Genomic DNA, 15249 nt, shown 5'->3' with positions numbered 1-15249 from the left:
AGGGTCTCAGTCCACCGTCACGTAGTCGGGACCGGAGTAACGCCCGGTGCTCAGCTTCTGGCGCTGCATGAGCAGGTCGTTCAGCAGGCTGGAGGCGCCGAAACGGAACCACTCGTTGGTCAGCCAGTCCGCGCCCACGGTCTCGTTGACCAGGACCAGGAACTTGATGGCGTCCTTGGTGGTCCGGATGCCGCCCGCCGGCTTCACACCGATCTGGATTCCAGTCTGCGCCTTGAAGTCGCGGACGGCTTCGAGCATCAGCAGGGTGTTCGCGGGGGTCGCGTTGACGCCCACCTTGCCGGTGGAGGTCTTGATGAAGTCCGCCCCGGCCAGCATGCCGATCCAGGAGGCGCGGCGGATGTTGTCGTAGGTGGACAGCTCGCCGGTCTCGAAGATGACCTTGAGGCGGGCGGCCGTGCCGTCCTCGCGGACGCAGGCCTCCTTGATCGCCTTGATCAGCTCGTACGTCTCCAGGTAGCGGCCGGCGAGGAAGGCGCCACGGTCGATGACCATGTCGATCTCGTCGGCGCCCGCGGCGACGGCGTCCCGGGTGTCGGCCAGCTTCACCGGCAGCGCGGCGCGGCCGGCCGGGAAGGCGGTGGCGACCGAGGCGACCTTGACGTCCGCGCCGTTCAGGGCGGCCTTCGCGGTGGCCACCATGTCGGGGTAGACGCAGACCGCGGCGGTCATCGGGGTCGTACGGTCGGTCGGGTCGGGGATGACGGCCTTGGCGGCGAGCGCCCGGACCTTGCCCGGGGTGTCCGCGCCTTCCAGCGTCGTCAGGTCGATCATCGAGATGGCCAGGTCGATGGCGTACGCCTTGGCCGTGGTCTTGATCGAGCGGGTGCCGAGCGCGGCCGCGCGGGCCTCCAGGCCGACGGCGTCGACGCCGGGCAGCCCGTGGAGGAAGCGGCGCAGTGCGCTGTCGGACGTCGTCACGTCAGCGAATGCGGGGGATGTGGTGGGCATGGTCACCAGATGAGCATATCTACGCGCGTAGCGACCTGTCACCCCCCACTGCTCGACCGAGCGGGCCGTGACACATCCGTGACGGGAAGCGGATCTACCGGCCGTACAAGATCACTAAATTCATTCCTGCAGCCCGCCAGACCTGACCGGATGAAAGCCCGACAGAGACAACGCGGCATGCGGCTCTCCTTCCCTTACCGAGACAATGCTTCAGGAGTCGTTATGCGTACCGCCGCCCGTTCCGCCCTCGCCACCGCCGTCCTCGCCGGCGCCCTGCTCGCCCCCGCGGCCGGCACGGTGTTCGCCGCCGGCCGGCCGGCCGCCCCGGTCGTGCACGGCACCGTCGGCGCCGCGCCGCGCCCGGCGGACGACAGCCGCTACCTCGGCCAGGCGGTCGCGATCGGCAACGGGATCGTCGCGGTGCTCCGCAACAACGACAAGACCGGCCCGGAGGCCTGGCTGCGCTACGCCGGCCTGGACTGGACCCCCGGCGACACCTACATGGTCCGCGTCGAGGGCCTCCTCGACAGCAGCCACCCGGCCAAGCGCCTGCACGGGATGAAGACGGCCCTGGTCAAGCTGGACTCGGCGCGCCCCGAGCTGAAGGTCACCAAGGACGGCAGCACCAAGGTCGCCACCTACAAGCTCCCGGTCCGCAACTCCGACCTGGGCCGCGGCTGCGTCTCGCAGGTCTCCCGCACGAACATCGGCGCCGGCATGTTCGCCGACCTGACCACCTCGCCGAAGGGCCCGAAGGCCGTGCTGCGCGAGTGGGCCACGCCGACGGAGGCGTACGCCACCCTGCACCGCGGCCGCACCTCGCTGCCGTCCTCGGCGGGCATCGTCGCGCGCATCCTCAAGGCGGACACCGCCAAGCCGGTCTTCGAGTGGAAGACCCAGGGCGGGGACGCGCCGTTCGGCCGCGCCGGCTTCCCGAAGCTCCCGCTGGGCTGCACGCCCGCCAAGGGCTGATCCCCCTCCTGTCCGCCGGTGGCGGGCCGCCCCCTCGCGGGCGGCCCGCCGCCGCCGTTTCCGGCCCCGCACCCGCCCGGCGGCTCCGGCCGCGTGGGCCACGGCCGCGTGAGGCAGAATCGGGCGCATGACGAGCCCCCAGCAGCCCCACGAGGAACCGGCCTACGCGGACCGGGTCTACCGATCCAACGGCGCCCTGGTCGCCGGCGTGCTGCTGCTGGCGTTCGGCCTGTGGATCTGCGGCGACGCCGTGGTCCGCGGCAGCGGCCGGACCCCGTGGTTCGCCCTGGCCGGCTTCCTGACCGCCGCCCCGCTGGTGGTCGCGTACACCCTGCGGCCCGCGGTCTTCGCCAACGAGGACCGCCTCAAGATCCGCAACCCGTTCCGCACCATCGAGCTGCCGTGGGCCTCGGTGGCCGCCGTACGGGCCCGCTACTCGGCCGAGGCCCTGGTCGGCGACGCCACCTACCAGCTGTGGGCGATCCCGGTCTCGCTGCGCCAGCGCAAGGCCGCCACCCGCCGCAACGCCAAGCGCAAGGCCGCCGGCGAGGACGTGGTGCCGGGCCAGCAGGACGAGGTCAGCCGGGCCGTCGCCGACCAGCACGTGAAGGACCTCGCCGAGATCCACGAGCAGGCCGTCGCCACCGCCCGGCCGGGCGCCCAGGGCGAGCCCGCGATCCGCTGGACGTACGAGCTCATCGCCCCGGCCGTGGCCGGCGCCCTGCTGCTCGCGGTCCTCTTCGCCACCCGCTGAGACCGGCCTCCGGGGAGCGGGGCGTGCGTCACACCCCGCTTGCGGAACCGCCCCCACCGGTGGCCGCGTCCCTGGGGGTGTGCAACAGCGTCATGACGTGGGCGGCACCACCGCCATACGACTCCGGGCCGTGAGCGGCGTCCTGCTCCTCGCGCACCTGGCACTCGTCGGCTGGTTCACGCTGCGTCCCCTGGACGTGCCCTGGGCCGCGGCCGGCAACCTCACCCCGCTGGCGGGGATCCGCGCGGACCTCGCGTACGGGCCGGTCGGGGCCGCCCGCCGGATCGGCTCCGCCCTCGTCCTCCTCGCCCCGCTCGGCGTTCTGCTGCCCCTGGTGGGCGGCCGGCTCGCCGCCGTCTCCCCGCTGGCCTCCCTGGCCCGCACCACGGCCACCGGCGCCCTGGTCTCCCTCGCCATCGAGATGCTGCAGAGCGCGGTGCCGGGGCGGGTCGTGGACGTGGACTCGCTGCTCCTCAACACCGCCGGAGTGGCCCTCGCGCACCTCGCCGTGGTCCCCGTCCTGCGGGCCCGGCTGCGCCGCGGGCGGAGTTCCGCCCCGGAATCCGTGCCGGGTTCTCAGGGGCCGACCCCGAATATTTCCAGGGTCGGCATCGCCCCTTGGAGCGACGTCCTGTCGGCGATTCCCCGGGAGTATTGAGACATCGCAGAAAGCGGTACGACGAAGGAGAATCCCATGACCGCCCTGGCCCGCCCCCGTGACGGACGAATGATCGGCGGAGTCTGCGCCGCGCTGGCGCGCCGCTTCGGAATGTCCGCGACGACGATGCGCGTCATCTTCGCGGTCTCCTGCCTGCTGCCCGGCCCGCAGTTCCTGGTCTACCTGGCGCTGTGGCTGCTGCTCCCGAACGAGAACTCCGCCAAGGCCACCACCGGCTGGTGACCGCGGCCGGCGGTCAGCCGCCGAGCACCCGGTCCAGCTTCTCCAGCTGCTTGTCGGCGAGGTCGTGCGGGACCTCGGCGGCGCCCTTCCCGGCCACGTTCAGGGCCATCATCCGCACCACCGTCGCCCCCTCGCGGACCACGAGGAGGTGCACCGGGGCGGAGACGCCGCCGGCGACGGCGGTGGTCGTCCAGCTGACGCTCTCGTCGCCGCCGACCTCGTACGCCGTGGCGCGTACGTCCTTGTAGCTGCCGGTCTGCTTCTCGACGGTCGCCGAGTAGCCCTGCTTGCAGGTGTCCAGCGCCGTGCGCAGGCCCTCGAGCAGGCCGCGGGCGTCGGCCTCGGCGTACGAGCTGAGGGAGGCGGACACGGCGAGGCCGAGCACCGTACGGGAGCCGGCGCCCCGGCTGACGGTCTCGCGGGCCTTGAGGTCGGGCTCGTCGCCCATGATGTCGGCGAGCGGCTGGCAGGCCTTGCGGTCGGCCTGCGGCTGGCCCTTGGTGGCGCGGGGGTCCTTGGCGCCGGTGGAGATCTGGTAGCCGTCGAGGTCGCCGGGGGCGAGCGCGGCGCGCTCCAGGGGGGTGCCGGCGGCGGCCGCGGAGGCACCGGACGCGGGCTGCCCGGAGCTCTTGCCCTCGCCGGCGTCCTGGGTGCCGGCATGCTCGCCGGCGCAGCCGGCGGCGAACAGCAGGACGGGAACCGTCAGGAGCGCGGCGGCGCCCCTCGCCTTCACGTGCATGTCTCTTGGAACCTCATTGCCCGTACGTGGTCCGGCAGTTGGGCGCGATCCTGGCACAGGGTGCGACAGGGCGCACACCTCGTCGAAGAGGCGTGCGCCCGTCGTGCACACGTACGGAACGCAGCGGGTCAGAGCGGCAGACCGCCACCCTGCAGCGGCAGGCCGCCGAGCAGACCGGTCGCGCCCTTGAGCGGGTCGGAGGACTCGCTCTGGCCCTCCTCGCCCTGGGTGTGGTTGGTGACCTTGCCGAGCGTGTCCGCCACCGGCACCGCGTTGGTCACGCCGGTGACGGTGCTGAGCGCGTCGGCGGCGCCGAGGGCGGGAGTCGCCGAAGCGGTGCCCGCGGCGGCCGCGGCGAAGGCGGCACCGAGGGCGGCGACACCGAGGGTCTTGGCAGCTGACTGCTTCATGAAATCTCGTCCTTGCGACAGGGAACTGAGCGGCTCCGCAAACTAGCGATCTCAAACCCCGCCCTGCAAACATCCTCAAATACGAGAAAGCGCCCGGGAATTCGGCTCCCCGGGCGCTTCCGGAACGTCAGGCCTTGGCCTAGGAAGAGACAGAACCGCTGGTGGAAGCGGTCTGACGGAACAGCCATTCCGACTTCAGCTCGGCATAGCCGGGCTTCACCACGTCGTTGATCATCGCCAGTCGTTCATCGAAAGGAATGAACGCGGACTTCATCGCGTTGACGGTGAACCACTGCATGTCGTCGAGCGAATAGCCGAACGTGTCGACCAGGTGCTCGAACTCGCGGGTCATGCTGGTGCCGCTCATCAGCCGGTTGTCGGTGTTGACGGTCAGCCGGAAGTGCAGCTTGCGCAGCAGGCCGATGGGGTGCTCGGCGTACGAGGCGGCGGCGCCCGTCTGCAGGTTGGAGGTGGGGCACATCTCCAGCGGGATGCGCTTGTCCCGGACGTACGAGGCCAGCCGGCCGAGCGTGACGCCGCCGTCCTCGGCGACCTCGATGTCGTCGATGATCTTCACGCCGTGGCCGAGCCGGTCGGCGCCGCACCACTGCAGGGCCTGCCAGATCGACGGCAGGCCGAAGGCCTCGCCCGCGTGGATCGTGAAGTGGTTGTTCTCGCGCTTGAGGTACTCGAACGCGTCCAGGTGGCGGGTGGGAGGGAACCCGGCCTCGGCGCCGGCGATGTCGAAGCCGACGACGCCGTTGTCCCGGTAGCGGTTGGCGAGCTCGGCGATCTCCAGGGCGCGGGCCGCGTGCCGCATGGCGGTCAGCAGGGCGCCGACGCGGATGCGGTGGCCGTTGGCCTTGGCGCGCCGCTCGCCCTCGCGGAAGCCGTCGTTGACGGCCTCGACGACCTCTTCGAGGGTCAGGCCGGCTTCGAGGTGCTGCTCGGGCGCGTAGCGGATCTCGGCGTAGACGACGCCGTCCTCGGCGAGGTCCTCGGCGCACTCGGCGGCGACCCGGAAGAGCGCCTCCTTGGTCTGCATGACGGCGCAGGTGTGGGCGAAGGTCTCCAGGTACCGCGGCAGCGAGCCGGAGTCGGCGGCGTCGCGGAACCACACGCCGAGCTTGTCCGCGTCGGTCTCGGGGAGCTTGTCGTAGCCGACCGCCTGGGCCAGCTCGATGATGGTCCCGGGGCGCAGGCCGCCGTCGAGGTGGTCGTGCAGGAGCACCTTCGGGGCGCGGCGGATCTGGTCCGGGGTGGGCAGGTTGGGCGTCTCGCTCGTCATCTCGGCACTGTAGCCCCTACGCGCGTAGAGTGCTTGTGCGGGCCGGGCGGTCGATACGTAACAGTGACCGCGCGGACGGGTGGCGTACACCCCGGGGTCTGAGACTGTTCCCCCATGGCACAGCATGCGCCGCCGGTGCGCGGGGCCCGTCTGGGACGGGCGGCCCGCGCGAACGGCTCCGAGGTGGTCAGTGGCGTCGTCCTGTTACTCCCGGGTTCCTCCCGGCTCTCCTCCGGCCCGGTCCGCCCGTTGGGGCGGGCGCTGCTGCGGGCGGGGGCGGCGGAGGGGCTGGCCGTGCACGCGGTGCGCGGCGCGGCGCCGGGGGCGGCGGCCGGGTGGGCGGTGGACGAGGTGGTGCGGCGGTACGGGGACGTGCCGGTCTGCCTGGCCGGGTACGGACCCGGCGGCCTGTCGGCACTGCGCAGCGCCGGGCACGAGGCCGTCAACTCCGTTCTGGCGCTCGCCCCTTGCCTGCCCGAGCCGGCACCGACCGTCTCCCCCGAACCGGTGAAACAGCTTGCCGGGCGCCGGGTGTTGATTGCACACGGCACCAACGACGCTGTGGTGGACCCGGAGTTGTCGTTCCGGCTGGCCGAGCGGGCGAAGAAGGCGAATCGTTCGACCTGCCGTTTCGAGGTGCATTCGGACGGCCACTCGTTGCGCGAGCACCGGCCCGAAGTCGTCGCGCTGGCCGTGGACTTCGTCCTCGGCGCGCTGTTCACGGGCCGCTGGTCGCGCCCGGTCACCGATGCGCTGGCCGCTCCCCCGCCGCTGGGTCTGCGGATGCCGCTGGCGTCGGGCTTCGGGCGGTCACTGCGGGGGTGAGCCCGGCACCGGCCGCCCGGTGGCGGGGCCGGGCGGCTGGGCGGGCCGGCCGCCGGGTTCCGGCGCGAGCAGGGCGGCGGCCTCGTCGAGGCTGTGGGCCACGGCCGCCGCGGTGCGGCCGGTGGCCAGGACGTGGCCGTGGTGGAAGGAGCCGGTGGGGGCGTGCCGGACGGTGCCCCCGGGCGGCACGTCCACCCGGATGCGCACCACCCCGGGCAGCGCCCGGGCCGCCGGGAGGCTGCCGGACAGGTCGAGGGGCCCGGGCGGGAAGTCGAGGAAGCGCAGGCCGGCGTGGGCGGCGCGGGGCGGGCGGACCGGGGCGGGCAGGCCGAGGCCGGCGGCGAGCGTGCAGGCGAGGACGTCGGAACCCAGGCCCAGCCGGAGCAGCTGGGCGAGTTCGGGGCCGGGCGGGCGGGCGTGCGCCTCGATCAGCCGGGGGCCGCGGGCGGTGAGGACGATCTCGGTGTGGGCGGGGCCGTCGCGGTGACCGGCGAGGTTCAGGACCCGGCGGACCAGGGCGCGTACGCCGTCGGCGGTGCGGGCGTCGAGGGGCACCGGGACGGTGTGGCCGGCGACGGCGAGGCCGGGGCCGGCGGCGGCCTGGAGCCGGGTGAGGCCGAGGATGCGGTGACGGCCGCCGCGGGACAGGGTCTCGACGGTGATCTCGGGGCCTTCGAGGAGTTCCTCGACGAGCAGGTCGGTGATCTCCGGGTAGTCGTGCACGGCCTGTTCGGCCTGGTGGGCGTCGAGGAGCAGCCGGACGCCCTCTCCGTCGGCGCCGGCCCGCGGCTTGACCACGCAGGGGAAGCCGATGAGGCCGGCGAGGAACGGGATGAGGGCGGCCCGCCCGCACCGCGCGAAGGACACCGGGCGGCCGAAGGCGGCATTGACCCGGGCGCGCAGGGCTGCCTTGTCCATGAGGGCGGCGACGGCGGCCGCGGGGGTGCCGGGCAGGCCGAGTTCCTCGTTGGCGCGGGCGGCGGGCAGGGCGCTGTCCGCGGCGAAGCCGAAGACGGCGGCTTCGCCGCGGCGCACCGCGGGCACGCCGGCCAGGGCGGCGACGAGCCGGCGGTGGTCGCGCCAGTCCGCCCGGACCGGCCGCTCCGCCCCCTCTCGGACGGACGGCCCGGGCGGACCCGGCGCCACCACCAGGGCGTGCGCACCCGCCCGGCGGGCGGCGGCCACGACGGCGGGGCGCGGGCTCAGCAGCACAGCCACGGGCTTCCCCGGTCCCATCCCGCGCTCCCCCTTCACGCCGTGCGGACCACTCTGCCCCGCACGGATTGGTCCGTACCGGGGGCCGACGGTTCGGATGGGCGACTTGCGGAAACAAGAGGGGTTTACGAACGCCTGCAGACAGGGACGAATGTGGTCATGTCCGCCGACCATGTGAGCCCGGCCGCCCGGCGCCTGTACGCGTACGCGGCCGACCGGCCCGCGTTCCGCCCCGCGGAGGCGGTGGCCGCGCTGGGCCCGGAGGCGGAGGCGGCGCTGGCGGAGCTGGCCGCGGCGCACCTGGTGCAGCGGGCGGCCGGGACCGCGGACGGGTGGTGCGCGGTCGAGCCGCGGGCGGCGGCGGCCCGGGCGCTGGCGCCGCTGGCGGTGCGGATGCGGGAGACGCAGGAGGAGATGGACCGGACCCGGCAGCGGCTGGAGGAGCTGCTGCCGGCGTACGAGGCGGGGGCCGCGCGGCGGGATCCGGAGGGGGCGGGCGGGCTGGAGCTGGTGACGGAGCTGGGTGCGGTCCGTTCGATCATCGCCGAGCTGGCCGCGTCCTGCGGACGGGAGCTGATCAGCTCGCAGCCCGGCGGCGGCCGGCCGGTGGAGACGCTGGAGGAGGCGATCGGGCGGGACGAGTCGATGCTGGCGCGCGGGGTGCGGATCCGGACCATCTACCAGCACACCGCCCGCTACGACCGGCCGACGGCGGCGTACGTGGAGCGGCTGACGGCGCTGGGGGCGCAGGTGCGCACGCTCGGGGACGGGCTGATGCGGATGCTGGTGTTCGACGGGCGGACCGGGCTGATGGCGGTGCGGGGTGCGGACGGGTCGGCGGTGAACGGGGCGGCGCTGGTGGTGCGCGAGCCGAGCGTCGTGCAGTTCATGACGGGGGCCTTCGAGCGGTCGTGGCTGGAGGCGGAGCCGTTCCCGACCACGGTGGGTCCGGATCTGGCGCGGTCGATCTCGGACGAACTGCGCCAGACGATCGTGCAGTTGCTGGCGGAGGGCGTCGAGGACAAGGTGATCGCGCGACGGCTGGGGATGTCGGAGCGGACCTGCCAGCGGCACATCGCGGAGATCATGCGGGCGGTGGGCGCCCGGAGCCGGTTCCAGGCGGGCTGGCTGGCGGCGGGCGCCCGGCAGCAGGAGGCGCGGGAGCTCTCGTAGGGGCCGGTTCAGAGCTCCGGGAGGAGCCGGCCGCGGCGGGAGAGCAGGAAGCGTTTGAAGGCGGCGACCGGCGGGGTGTCGGGGTGGCCGTCGAGCCAGGCCACGCCGATCTCGCGGACCGCGCGCGGCGCGGTGACGGTGAGTTCGACGACGCCCGGGCGGGCCACGGCGGGCGGCGGCAGCAGGGCGACGCCGAGGCCGGCGGCGACCAGTCCGCGCAGGGTCTCGGCCTCCTCGCCCTCGAACGCCACCCGCGGGCTGAACCCGGCCTCGGCGCACAGGTCGTCGGTGATGCGGCGCAGCCCGTAGCCGGGTTCGAGGGTGACGAAGGTTTCGTCGGCGGCCTCGGCGAGCCGGATCCGCTTGCGGCCGGCCAGCCGGTGGTCGTCGGGGACGACCAGCCGCAGCCGCTGCTCGTCCAGCCGGCGGGCGGCCAGGTCGGGGGCGTCGGGCACGGGCGAGGTGAGGCACAGGTCGAGTTCGCCGGCCCGCAGCCGCTCCAGCATGGCCTCGCCGTAGTTCTGGACGAGGGAGAAGCGGACCTTGGGGTGGTCGGCGCGGAAGGCCCGGATCAGGCCGGGTACGGTCTCGGAGCCCAGGGTGTGGAGGAAGCCGAAGGCCACCTTGCCGGCGGCCGGGTCGGCGTCGGCCCGGACGGATTCGGCGGCGCGGCCGATCTCGCCGATCGCCCGCTCGGCCGAGGCCAGGAAGGTGCGGCCGGCGGTGGTGAGGGTGACGGTGCGGCCCTTGCGGGCGAACAGGGCGACGCCCAGGTCCTGTTCGAGCCGGACCATGGCCCGGGACAGGGTGGGCTGCGGAACGCCCAGCTCCTGGGCGGCCCGGGTGACGTGCTCGTGGCGGGCCACGGCGGCGAAGTAGGCGAGCCGGGGGGCCAGGACCGTTGTCACAGCCATGTCTTCTTCGTAACGGCTCGTTGACATGCACCCTCCTGAGCTGCACTCATACGCCAGTGCATCGATTATCGCGATTCTGCGCATTGGACGCATGAACGGAGGTCGCCATAGCGTCGTCGGCATGCCTCCCGTTCATACCGGGGCACCTGTCACCACGGGTGCCTCCACCGCGCCGTTCCCCGCACCCGAAGCCGCCGGGCGGCTGTCGCCCGGCGGCCCCGGCTACCGCCGGATGAGCCTCGCGCTGTTCGCCGCCGGCCTCGCCACCTTCGCGCTCCTCTACTCCACCCAGGCACTGCTGCCGGCGATCTCCGCCGGGCTCGGGGTGACGGCCGGTCAGGCCAGCTGGACGGTGTCCGCGGCCACCGGGGCGCTCGCCCTGCTGGTGCTGCCGCTGAGCGCGCTGTCCGACCGGTTCGGCCGGACCCGGATGATGACCTGGTCGCTGGCGGTGGCGGTGGCGGTCGGCCTGCTGGTGCCGTTCGCGCCGGACCTGGACACGCTGGTGGTGCTGCGGGCGGTGCAGGGCGCGGCGATCGCGGGCGTTCCCGCGTCGGCGATGGCGTACCTCGCGGAGGAGGTCCGGCCCAAGGCGCTGATCGGTGCTGTCGGCCTGTTCGTGGCGGGGAACTCGGTCGGCGGGATGACCGGCCGGCTGGTGTCCGGCTGGGCGGCCCAGCTGGGCGGCTGGCGCGTCGGGCTGGCCGCGGTCGGCGTGCTGGGCCTGGTGTGCGCGGTCGTCTTCCGGGTGCTGCTGCCGCGGGCCCGGTTCTTCTCGGCCTCGGCCCTGGAACCGCGGGCGCTGGGGCGGACCGTGGCCGGGCACCTGAAGAACCCGCTGCTGCTGCGGCTGTACGGGATCGGGGCGCTGTTCATGACGGTGTTCGGCGCCGTGTACACGGTGATCGGCTACCGGCTGGCCGAGGAGCCGTTCCACCTCGGGCAGGGCGTGATCGGCTCGGTCTTCCTGATCTACCTGGTGGGTACCGCGTCCTCGGCGGCCGCCGGGCGGCTGGTGGGCCGGCTGGGCCGGCGCGGCGCGCTGTACCTGGCGGTGTCGACGACCACGGCGGGGCTGCTGCTGTCGCTCGCGGACGACCTGGCGCTGATCCTGGCCGGGCTGGTGCTGATCACGGCGGGCTTCTTCGCGGGCCACGCGGTCGCCTCGTCGGCGGTGAGCCGGACCGCGGTCACGGGCCGGGCACAGGCCTCGGCGCTCTACCAGTCGGCGTACTACGCGGGCAGCAGCCTGGGCGGCACGCTCGGCGCGGTGGCCTTCCACGCGGCGGGCTGGCCGGCGACGGTGCTGGTCGGGCTGGTGGCGGTGCTCGGCGTCGTGTCGATCACGCTCTACGGATCCCGGGTGGCGCGGGCCGAGCGGCGACTGGTGCTGCGCACGACTCAGTAGGCGGTCGTCCGCCGGTGTGCGGAGGACCAATACGGCGGCCCGGGGTGCAACTCGCCCCGGGCCGCCGTGCGTCTCACTCCAGGGGGCCGGTCCGCGGGTACGCGGGCGTCGTGGACCCCGCGGGCTTCGAGGGCGAGGGAGTGGGCGGGATGGGCGGGATGGGCGGGACCGGACGGATAGGCACGGGCCGGCTGCGGCGCACCGCGGCGGCCGGGGTGGCGACCGCGGCCCTGGTGGTGCCGCTGACGGCGGCGGTGACGGCGGCGCCCGCGGCGGCCGCCTCCTGCAACCTGACGACCGGCCCCTACCAGCGCGAGGTGGAGAAGTTCCTGGGGCTGCCGGTGGACGGACGGCAGTCGGCGTCCGACTGCACCGCGATCCGGGCCTTCCAGGGCAAGCACGGCATCACCCCGACCGTCGGGTACGCGGGGATCGTCACCTGGCGGACGATGAGCACGATGCTGGCGCAGCAGGCAGCCGGCAAGACCCCGAACAAGGCCGGCAAGTGCCCCGTCAACCGCGGCCGCATCGCGTGCGTGGACCTGACCCGGCAGCTGAGCTGGATCCAGGACGGCGCCGCCCTCGTGTACGGGCCGGTGCCGGTGCGCACCGGCAAGGACGGCACCGAGACCCGCACCGGCCTGAAGAAGGTCTACCGGCGCGAGCTCAACCACTGGTCGACGATCTACCACGTGTGGATGCCGTACTCGCAGTTCTTCGACGGCGGCCAGGCCTTCCACTCCACGACCAAGTCGATGTGGAACCCGCCGGGCTCGGGCGGCTGCGTGAACATGCGGGACGCGGACGCGAAGAAGTACTGGAGCCTCCTGAAGAAGGGCGAGGACGTGTTCGTGTACGGGACCAAGCCGGGCACGTGAGCGGGGCCGGAGGGCGTTCCGGCTGCCGTTGTCAGACCCCTGGGGTACGTTCCCCGTAACGGCTATCCAGGGGGAAGGCAGAGATGAGCGAGCTCGCGACCAGGCCCGAGCTGGACGGGGCACTCGACCGCCACCGGGTGGAGCTGACCGGCTACTGCTACCGCATGCTCGGCTCGTCGTTCGACGCCGAGGACGCCGTCCAGGAGACCTGCATCCGGGCCTGGCGCAGCTACGACAGCTTCGAGGGGCGTTCCTCGGTGCGGTCCTGGCTGTACCGGATCGCGACCAACGTGTGCCTCGACATGCTCAGCGCGGGCAACAAGCGGGCCCGGCCGATGGACCTGACGGCGCCGCAGGCGCAGGCCTCGGCGGTGCTGAACACCCGGTCCGAGGTGACCTGGCTGGAGCCGGTGCCGGACGGCCGGGTGCTGCCGCAGACCGCGGACCCGGCGGAGACGGCCCTGGCGCGGGAGTCGGTGCGGCTGGCGTTCGTGGCCGCGCTCCAGCACCTGCCGGCCCGGCAGCGGGCGGTGCTCATCCTGCGCGAGGTGCTGGCGTGGAAGGCCGGTGAGGTCGCCGAGCTGCTGGGGACCACGGTCGCGTCGGTGAACAGCGCGCTCCAGCGGGCCCGGGCCACGCTCGCCGCGCAGGACATCCGCGAGGGCGATGCCGCGGACCCGCTCGACGAGGAGCAGGCCAGGCTGCTGGACCGCTACCTGACGGCTTTCGAGGGGTACGACATCGAGCAGCTGACCGCGCTGCTGCACGAGGACGCGGTGCTGTCCATGCCGCCGTTCGACCTGTGGCTCCAGGGGCCGGCGGACATCGCCGCCTGGCACCTGGAGCAGGGCAGCGGCTGCAAGGGCTCGCGGCTGCTGCCGACCGTGGCCAACGGGCTGCCCGCCTTCGCGCAGTACCGGCGGGCGGAGGACGGCGACGGACACGTGCCGTGGGCGCTGCAGGTGCTGGAGATCTCAGACGGGAAGATCGTCGGGATCAATTCCTTCCTGGACACCGACCGGTGGTTCCCGATGTTCGGCCTGCCCGAGCGGCTGCTGCCCGAGCAGGTCGGTCAGGCCGGCCAGGGCCAGTAAGGCGCGCAGCCGCCCGCCGGCGCCGGTCACCCGCAGCCGGGTGCCGTGCCGGCGGGCGGTCAGGGCCAGCCGGGCCAGCAGGTCCACGGCGGCCAGGCCCGGCTCGGTGACGGCCGAGACGTCGACGTGGACGCTGCCGGGGGCGGGGCCGGGGTCCGCGCCGGGGCCCGGCGGTCCGTGCCGGCAGAGGTCGATCAGGCGCGCGCACAGGGCCGCGGTGTCGCCGGGCCCCGGTGCGGGGCCGGGGACGGTCAGGGTGGTTCCGTCACTGGTGTTCACGGGATGTGGACCGGCGCGGCGCCCGCAACTCATCGGTCGCGGGCGCCGCGGACCCGTCCCGGGCCCGGGGCCGGGTGATCAGGCGATGCGGTCGAGCACGATCGGCGCCGGCGTGAAGCCGGTGCCCGCGGGGGCCACGTCGTACGAGCCCTCCAGGGAGGCGAGGGCGTACTCGAACTTCTCCGGGGTGTCCGTGTGCAGGGTCATCAGCGGCTGGCCGGCGGTGACGGTGTCGCCCGGCTTGGCGTGCAGCTCGATGCCCGCGCCCGCCTGCACCGGGTCCTCCTTGCGGGCCCGGCCGGCGCCCAGGCGCCAGGCGCCGACGCCCACCGCGTACGCGTCGAGGCGGGTCAGGATGCCGGAGGCGGAGGCGGTGACCACGTGCTGCTCGCGGGCCACCGGCAGGGTCGCGTCCGGGTCGCCGCCCTGGGCGGAGATCATCCGGCGCCACACGTCCATCGCGGAGCCGTCGGCGAGGGCCTTCGCGGGGTCGGCGTCCTTGATGCCGGCCGCCTCCAGCATCTCCTTCGCCAGGGCGATGGTCAGCTCGACGACGTCGGCGGGGCCGCCGCCGGCCAGCACCTCGACGGACTCGCGGACCTCCAGCGCGTTGCCCGCGGTCAGGCCGAGCGGGGTGGACATGTCGGTGAGCAGCGCGACGGTCTTCACGCCGGAGTCGGTGCCGAGGCCGACCATGGTGCGGGCCAGCTCGCGGGCGTCGTCGATGTTCTTCATGAAGGCGCCGGAGCCGACCTTCACGTCGAGGACCAGGGAGCCGGTGCCCTCGGCGATCTTCTTCGACATGATCGAGGAGGCGATCAGCGGGATGGCCTCGACGGTGCCGGTGACGTCGCGCAGCGCGTAGAGCTTCTTGTCGGCGGGGGCCAGGCCGTCGCCGGCGGCGCAGATGACGGCGCCGGTGGTGTCGAGGACGTGCAGCATCTCCTCGTTGGAGAGCAGGGCGCGCCAGCCGGGGATGGACTCCAGCTTGTCGAGGGTGCCGCCGGTGTGGCCGAGGCCGCGGCCGGAGAGCTGCGGCACGGCCGCGCCGCAGGCGGCGACGAGCGGGGCCAGCGGGAGGGTGATCTTGTCGCCGACACCGCCGGTGGAGTGCTTGTCGGCGGTGGGGCGGCTGAGCGAGTCGAAGTTCATGCGCTCGCCGCTCGCGATCATCGCGGCGGTCCAGCGGGCGATCTCGGCGCGGTTCATGCCGTTCAGCAGGATGGCCATGGCCAGCGCGGACATCTGCTCGTCGGCGACGACACCGCGGGTGTAGGCGTCGATGACCCAGTCGATCTGCTCGGGGCTCAGCTCACCGCGGTCGCGCTTGGTGCGGATGACGGAGATGACGTCCATGGAGTACTTCCTTCTACGCGCATAGAGAGGGGTGTTCACGGTACTGCGGGGGAAGTGCGACGGCCCCCCGCCCG

The 15249-nt window shown here is 73.8% G+C and carries 17 protein-coding genes; 9 read left to right on the top strand and 8 right to left on the bottom strand.

Translation table 11 applies throughout. The features are described from left to right. Positions 1 to 6: 6 nt before the first annotated feature. Complete coding sequence (deoC, locus tag LG634_RS27980) at positions 7 to 975, bottom strand: deoxyribose-phosphate aldolase (RefSeq protein WP_372482502.1); 969 nt, start codon at positions 973 to 975, stop codon at positions 7 to 9. Between the two features lie 216 nt (positions 976 to 1191). Here deoC and LG634_RS27975 point away from each other — a divergent pair, with 216 nt between their 5' ends. From LG634_RS27975 to LG634_RS27960, 4 genes are all read left to right on the top strand, one after another. Then, complete coding sequence (locus LG634_RS27975) at positions 1192 to 1941, top strand: hypothetical protein (RefSeq protein WP_226737582.1); 750 nt, start codon at positions 1192 to 1194, stop codon at positions 1939 to 1941. Between the two features lie 127 nt (positions 1942 to 2068). Beyond that, positions 2069 to 2695 carry a PH domain-containing protein gene (locus LG634_RS27970; protein ID WP_226737580.1) on the top strand — a complete coding sequence of 209 codons (627 nt, stop codon included), beginning with the start codon at positions 2069 to 2071 and terminating at the stop codon, positions 2693 to 2695. 97 nt (positions 2696 to 2792) lie between these two features. Continuing rightward, on the top strand, positions 2793 to 3353 hold the full coding sequence (locus LG634_RS27965; RefSeq protein ID WP_226737578.1) for a VanZ family protein: 561 nt from the start codon (positions 2793 to 2795) through the stop codon (positions 3351 to 3353). A 36-nt stretch (positions 3354 to 3389) separates the two neighbouring features. Then, entirely contained in the window at positions 3390 to 3596 is a 207-nt protein-coding gene (locus LG634_RS27960; RefSeq protein WP_226737576.1) for a PspC domain-containing protein, read from the top strand. A 13-nt stretch (positions 3597 to 3609) separates the two neighbouring features. Here LG634_RS27960 and LG634_RS27955 read toward each other — a convergent pair whose 3' ends face one another. The 3 genes from LG634_RS27955 to LG634_RS27945 all read right to left on the bottom strand — a co-directional run bounded on the left by LG634_RS27955 (position 3610) and on the right by LG634_RS27945 (position 6033). After that, the gene (locus LG634_RS27955) at positions 3610 to 4335 is read right to left on the bottom strand and encodes a hypothetical protein (protein WP_226737574.1); all 726 of its coding nucleotides are present in this window, start codon (positions 4333 to 4335) and stop codon (positions 3610 to 3612) included. A gap of 128 nt (positions 4336 to 4463) precedes the next feature. After that, positions 4464 to 4745 (bottom strand): hypothetical protein, encoded by a 282-nt coding sequence (locus tag LG634_RS27950; protein WP_226737571.1) that lies wholly within the window; start codon positions 4743 to 4745, stop codon positions 4464 to 4466. A gap of 139 nt (positions 4746 to 4884) precedes the next feature. Beyond that, positions 4885 to 6033, bottom strand: coding sequence for an adenosine deaminase (locus LG634_RS27945; RefSeq protein WP_226737569.1), 1149 nt, complete (start codon positions 6031 to 6033; stop codon positions 4885 to 4887). Positions 6034 to 6147: 114 nt separating this feature from the next. On the opposite strand from LG634_RS27945, the gene LG634_RS27940 reads away from it, so the two are divergent. Beyond that, positions 6148 to 6858, top strand: a complete 711-nt coding sequence (locus tag LG634_RS27940) for an alpha/beta hydrolase (RefSeq protein WP_226737567.1) — start codon at positions 6148 to 6150, stop codon at positions 6856 to 6858. On the opposite strand, the gene LG634_RS27935 is transcribed toward LG634_RS27940, so the two are convergent. Then, positions 6844 to 8076, bottom strand: coding sequence for an ATP-grasp domain-containing protein (locus LG634_RS27935; RefSeq protein WP_226737565.1), 1233 nt, complete (start codon positions 8074 to 8076; stop codon positions 6844 to 6846). The two genes, LG634_RS27940 and LG634_RS27935, sit on opposite strands and share 15 nt — an antisense overlap. 156 nt (positions 8077 to 8232) lie before the next feature. Here LG634_RS27935 and LG634_RS27930 point away from each other — a divergent pair, with 156 nt between their 5' ends. Continuing rightward, the gene (locus LG634_RS27930; RefSeq protein WP_264203675.1) at positions 8233 to 9246 is read left to right on the top strand and encodes a LuxR C-terminal-related transcriptional regulator; all 1014 of its coding nucleotides are present in this window, start codon (positions 8233 to 8235) and stop codon (positions 9244 to 9246) included. Between the two features lie 8 nt (positions 9247 to 9254). On the opposite strand, the gene LG634_RS27925 is transcribed toward LG634_RS27930, so the two are convergent. Further along, a complete protein-coding gene (locus LG634_RS27925; RefSeq protein ID WP_372482501.1) occupies positions 9255 to 10187 on the bottom strand; it encodes a LysR family transcriptional regulator in 933 nt (310 codons plus the stop codon). A 94-nt stretch (positions 10188 to 10281) separates the two neighbouring features. On the opposite strand from LG634_RS27925, the gene LG634_RS27920 reads away from it, so the two are divergent. The 3 genes from LG634_RS27920 to LG634_RS27910 all read left to right on the top strand — a co-directional run bounded on the left by LG634_RS27920 (position 10282) and on the right by LG634_RS27910 (position 13540). Then, positions 10282 to 11568, top strand: a complete 1287-nt coding sequence (locus LG634_RS27920) for an MFS transporter (RefSeq protein ID WP_226737563.1) — start codon at positions 10282 to 10284, stop codon at positions 11566 to 11568. A 158-nt stretch (positions 11569 to 11726) separates the two neighbouring features. Continuing rightward, a complete protein-coding gene (locus LG634_RS27915) occupies positions 11727 to 12446 on the top strand; it encodes a L,D-transpeptidase family protein (RefSeq protein WP_264203682.1) in 720 nt (239 codons plus the stop codon). An 83-nt stretch (positions 12447 to 12529) separates the two neighbouring features. After that, positions 12530 to 13540, top strand: coding sequence for a sigma-70 family RNA polymerase sigma factor (locus LG634_RS27910; RefSeq protein WP_226737562.1), 1011 nt, complete (start codon positions 12530 to 12532; stop codon positions 13538 to 13540). Here the strand turns inward: LG634_RS27910 and LG634_RS27905 are convergent. Both LG634_RS27905 and LG634_RS27900 read right to left on the bottom strand, forming a co-directional pair. Further along, positions 13421 to 13819 carry an STAS domain-containing protein gene (locus LG634_RS27905; RefSeq protein WP_226737560.1) on the bottom strand — a complete coding sequence of 133 codons (399 nt, stop codon included), beginning with the start codon at positions 13817 to 13819 and terminating at the stop codon, positions 13421 to 13423. The two genes, LG634_RS27910 and LG634_RS27905, sit on opposite strands and share 120 nt — an antisense overlap. A 78-nt stretch (positions 13820 to 13897) precedes the next feature. Next, entirely contained in the window at positions 13898 to 15175 is a 1278-nt protein-coding gene (locus LG634_RS27900; protein WP_226737558.1) for a thymidine phosphorylase, read from the bottom strand. Positions 15176 to 15249 lie beyond the last annotated feature (74 nt).

It is taken from the genome of Streptomyces bambusae (assembly GCF_020532645.1).
GTDB lineage: Bacteria > Actinomycetota > Actinomycetes > Streptomycetales > Streptomycetaceae > Streptomyces > Streptomyces bambusae.
Note: the sequence above shows the minus strand (reverse complement) of the source record. Positions and strands in the feature narration are given on the sequence as shown.